Source organism: Sphingomonas sp. CCH9-F2, from assembly GCF_001556735.1.
GTDB classification, from domain to species: Bacteria; Pseudomonadota; Alphaproteobacteria; order Sphingomonadales; family Sphingomonadaceae; genus Sphingomonas; species Sphingomonas ginsenosidimutans.
The window spans coordinates 1-4,079 of the sequence record NZ_LSJO01000533.1 but is presented as its reverse complement, the minus strand read 5'-3'; the positions used below and the strand labels follow the sequence as shown (position 1 = coordinate 4,079).

At 68.6% G+C, this 4,079-nt stretch carries 4 protein-coding genes and 1 pseudogene; 4 read left to right on the top strand and 1 reads right to left on the bottom strand.

The window, feature by feature from the left end:
• Together AX685_RS15035 and AX685_RS15030 are read left to right on the top strand one after the other, a co-directional pair.
• A pseudogene (locus AX685_RS15035) lies at positions 1-550 on the top strand (hypothetical protein); the annotation flags it as partial.
• A gap of 75 nt (positions 551-625) precedes the next feature.
• The gene (locus tag AX685_RS15030; protein ID WP_066490113.1) at positions 626-1,237 is read left to right on the top strand and encodes a YceI family protein; all 612 of its coding nucleotides are present in this window, start codon (positions 626-628) and stop codon (positions 1,235-1,237) included.
• Positions 1,238-1,262: 25 nt separating this feature from the next.
• On the opposite strand, the gene AX685_RS15025 is transcribed toward AX685_RS15030, so the two are convergent.
• Complete coding sequence (locus AX685_RS15025) at positions 1,263-1,658, bottom strand: BLUF domain-containing protein (protein ID WP_156445842.1); 396 nt, start codon at positions 1,656-1,658, stop codon at positions 1,263-1,265.
• Between the two features lie 282 nt (positions 1,659-1,940).
• Between AX685_RS15025 and leuA the strand changes: the two genes are divergently transcribed.
• The gene (gene leuA, locus AX685_RS15020) at positions 1,941-3,599 is read left to right on the top strand and encodes a 2-isopropylmalate synthase (protein ID WP_066490110.1); all 1,659 of its coding nucleotides are present in this window, start codon (positions 1,941-1,943) and stop codon (positions 3,597-3,599) included.
• The coding region (locus AX685_RS15015) for an HAD-IA family hydrolase (RefSeq protein WP_066490108.1) at positions 3,596-4,079 on the top strand (484 nt) is incomplete at its 3' end. The genes leuA and AX685_RS15015, both read left to right, overlap by 4 nt.

The following is a 4,079-nucleotide window of genomic DNA, read 5'->3' as shown; positions in this document are numbered from 1 at the left end:
GCGCGATCCCGCCCCCACGCCGCCGCGCCCGGTGCCTGCGCCGCCGCTGCCGGTTCCGCCGGTGCCGCTCCACCTGCCAGGCGTGCTGATCCTCAGCCGCACGGACTATGCCGCCACCGACGTCTCGCGGATCAAGAGCGCGCCCGCCCCGGATCGCAGCGCCGCGCAGGACACGCGCAGCGCCGATTCCGCACCGATCGGGCGCGGGCCGGGCGGTGCGGATATCTACATGGGCGACTGGTTCCGCCGCCCCACCCCGGCAGAGATGCGCCCGTACCTTCCCGCGCGGATGCAAAGCGGCTACGGCGTAATCGTGTGCCGCACCGCGCCGCGGATGCGCGTGGAGGATTGCCGCGAAATGGGTGAGACGCGCGGCAGTGGCCTGTCCCGCGCGGCGCGGCTGGCATCGTTCCAGTTCCTGATCCGCCCGCCGTCGATCAACGGCAAGCCGGTGATCGGCGCGCTGGTGCAGATCACCTACAATTTTCGCGTGATCGAACGCGGTGCCGCCGATACGCCGGACAACGACGACGGCGACGACACGAAATGAACCGTTTCGCGGCTGGTGCTTTCGCTCCCTCGTCGCGCCTGTGATGCAGCGGGACGACAACAGGAGGATGATTCCATGCGTTACGTGATCGCAGCCGCGCTGATGGCGGCCGCCGTTCCCGCGGTCGCCCAGATGGCCGCCGCCCCGGCGATGCCCGGCGCCCCCACCACCCGCGTCGCCGCGGGCACCTATCAGGTCGATCCCGCGCACACCCAGGTAACGTGGGAGGTGAACCACATGGGCTTCTCGATGCTCCAGGGGCAGTTCGGCGCGTCGGGCGGTTCGATCACCATCGATCCGGCCAAGCCCGCGCAAACCAAGGTCGACGTGACCTTCGCGATCGCCGACCTCTCGGTGACCAGCAGTCAGTTCGCCACGCATCTGAAATCGAAGGATTTCTTCGACGTGGCCGCGAACCCCAATGCGCGGTTCGTATCGACCGCGGTGACGCCGCGCGGCGCCAATCGCGCGACGATGACCGGCAACCTGACCATTAAGGGTATCACCAAGCCGGTAACGCTGGACGTGACCTTCGTCGGCGCCGGCGCCAACCCGATGACCAAGAAGCTCAATTTCGGCTTCAGGGCCATGGGCACGATCAAGCGCAGCGACTTCGGCCTCGGCATGGCCGTGCCGATCGTCTCGGACGAGGTGAAGCTGACCGTCAACGCCGCCTTCACCGCCTGACCGGCGGCGCGGCGTCTCGCCCGGATCACGCCGCCCGGCGGATCCGGGCGAAGCCTTCGAACGTGGCCCGCACCGATGGCGCGGCGCGGGTCAGCAACTGGTCGATCCGCTCCAGCAGCGCGTCGCCATCCGCGCCCGGTGCGCGTTCCGCCATCTCCCACGGGCCGAACTCGCGCCCGGCGACGTCACGCTGCGACAGCACGACCAGCGCGCGGTGGCGCGGATCGGCCGCGATCCGCTGATAGGCGCGTTCCACTGCTGCCCGCTCGCCTTCCAGCACCTGCAGGAAGCGCCGCCCGTCGGCGTAAAGCAACCCGGTGATCCCATCGCGCGCATTGTTGCGTCGTGACACCGCCAGCACCGCGTCGCCGTCGACCCGCCCGATCGCGCTGCTGATATACACCAGTTGATACGCCATCATTCCGCCTTCCCTTCGCAGATTCCCCTGTGGATCAAACGGGTTGAGGCTTTCCTAAAGGACTCCTTAATCCAGATCATGCCGGTGGCCCGGCAATCCGCTGGACAAGCGGGCGGCCCACGCGCTACCGATGCGCGCGATGACGCTGGCAACCGGCCTCCTGCTTCGACTTACGCGCCCTTAGGCGCGTCACCGCCACGGCGTGCCCCACGGCCGCGCCGCCCGCGCCTGAGGGTAATGATCCGACCACCGCCGAAGCGCCCTTATCCCGGAAAGCCGACCGTCATGCTGCGCGATCCCTCGACCAAATACCGCCCCTTTCCCGTCATCGACATTCCCGACCGCACCTGGCCGTCGAAGACGATCACCCGCGCCCCGCGCTGGCTGTCGACCGATTTGCGCGACGGGAACCAGGCGCTGATCGATCCGATGGACGCCGAGAAGAAGACGCGCTTCTTCGATCTGCTGGTCAAGATCGGGCTGAAGGAGATCGAGGTCGGTTTCCCCAGCGCCGGCGCGACCGAGTTCGATTTCATCTCCGGCCTGATCCGCGACAGGCGCATTCCCGATGATGTGGCGATCCAGGTGCTGACCCAGTCGCGCCGCGACCTGATCGAACGGAGCTTCGAAAGCCTGGATGGCGCAACCACCGCGATCGTCCACCTGTATAATGCGGTGTCGCCCGCGTGGCGCAAGATCGTGTTCGGCATGTCGCGCGCGGAGGTGAAGCAGATCGCGATCGACGGCGCGAAGGTGCTGCGCGATGAAGCGGCCAAGCGCCCGAACACCCGCTGGCAGTTCGAATATTCGCCCGAGACCTTCTCCACCGCCGAACTCGATTTCTCGGTGGAGGTGTGCGAGGCGGTGATGGACGTGCTGCAGCCGACGCCCGACGCGCCGATCATCTTCAACCTGCCCGCCACCGTCGAATGTGCGACGCCCAACGTCTATGCCGACCAGATCGAATGGTTCGGCCGGCACATCCGCAACCGCGACGCGGTGGTCATCTCGCTGCACACCCATAACGACCGCGGCACCGGCGTCGCCGCTGCCGAACTGGGCATGATGGCGGGCGCCGACCGCGTCGAGGGCTGCCTGCTGGGCAATGGCGAGCGTACCGGCAACTGCGATCTCGTGACCGTCGCGCTCAACATGTACACGCAGGGCGTCGACCCGCAACTGGACCTCGGTGATATCGACGCGGTGGTGAAGACGGTGGAGTATGCCACCAACATCACCGTCCACCCGCGCACCCCCTATGCCGGCGAACTGGTCTTCACCGCCTTTTCCGGCAGCCATCAGGACGCGATCAAGAAGGGGTTCGCGGCGCAGGCGGCGCGCAACGACGATCTGTGGGAAGTCCCCTATCTGCCGATCGACCCCGCCGATCTGGGGCGCAGCTACGAAGCCGTCATCCGCGTCAATTCGCAGAGCGGCAAGGGCGGCGTCGCCTGGGTGCTGGAACAGGACAAGGGGCTGAAACTGCCCAAGCGCCTCCAGGCCGATTTCAGCCGCCATGTGCAGGCGCTGGCGGACGAAACCAGCCGCGAACTGAACGCCGCCGACATCTTCGGCGCGTTCGAGCGCGCCTATCTGCCCGGCGACGCCGACCGGTTCGTGCTGCGCGACTATGCCGAAACCGGCGCGGCGGGCGACCGCGTGTTCGTCGGAAGGCTGGCGATCGACGGCGAGGAACGCTCGATCTCCGGGCGCGGCAACGGCCTCATCTCCGGCGTGATCGCGGCGCTGGCCGACAGCACCGGGCCCACGCTCGACGTCGTCGATTACTCCGAACACGCGATCGGCCATGGCGCGGGCGCGCAGGCGGTCGCCTATCTCGAATGCCGCGCCGCCGACGGGCGCACCGTATGGGGGGTGGGGATCGACACCGATATCGCCACTGCCAGCGTCCGCGCCGTCCTGTCGGCGGCGAACCGGGCGTGACGCGCGGCTATGCGGCCTTCCTGTTCGACATGGACGGGACGCTGATCGACAGCATCCCGTCCGCGGTGCGCGCCTGGACCGCCTGGGCGCACCGCCACGCGATCGACGTCGACCTGCTGATGCGCCACATGCACGGCGTCCGCGCGATCGAGACGATCCGCCGCTTCGCGCCCGCCAGCGTCGATGCCGAGGCGGAATTCGCCGCGCTGTTGCAGGCGGAGATGGACGATGTCGCGGACGTCGTGGCGCTGCCCGGCGCCGCGGACTTCGTCGCCGCCCTCCCCGTCGATCGCTGGGCGATCGTCACCTCCGCCCCGCTGGCGCTGGCCGAACGGCGGCTTGCCGCCGCCGGGCTGACGCCGCCCCGGGTGATGGTCACCGCCGAGGACGTGACGAGCGGGAAGCCCGCGCCCGACGCCTTCCTGCTCGCCGCCGACCGGCTAGGGGTCGCGGCCGCCGATTGCCTGGTGTGGGAAGACG

Bases quoted from the DNA above. Each gene is read 5' to 3' on its own strand.
- AX685_RS15030 (WP_066490113.1), top strand. From the start codon at position 626: ATGCGTTACGTGATCGCAGCCGCGCTGATGGCGGCCGCCGTTCCCGCG.
- AX685_RS15025 (WP_156445842.1), bottom strand. From the start codon at position 1,658: ATGATGGCGTATCAACTGGTGTATATCAGCAGCGCGATCGGGCGGGTC.
- leuA (WP_066490110.1), top strand. From the start codon at position 1,941: ATGCTGCGCGATCCCTCGACCAAATACCGCCCCTTTCCCGTCATCGAC.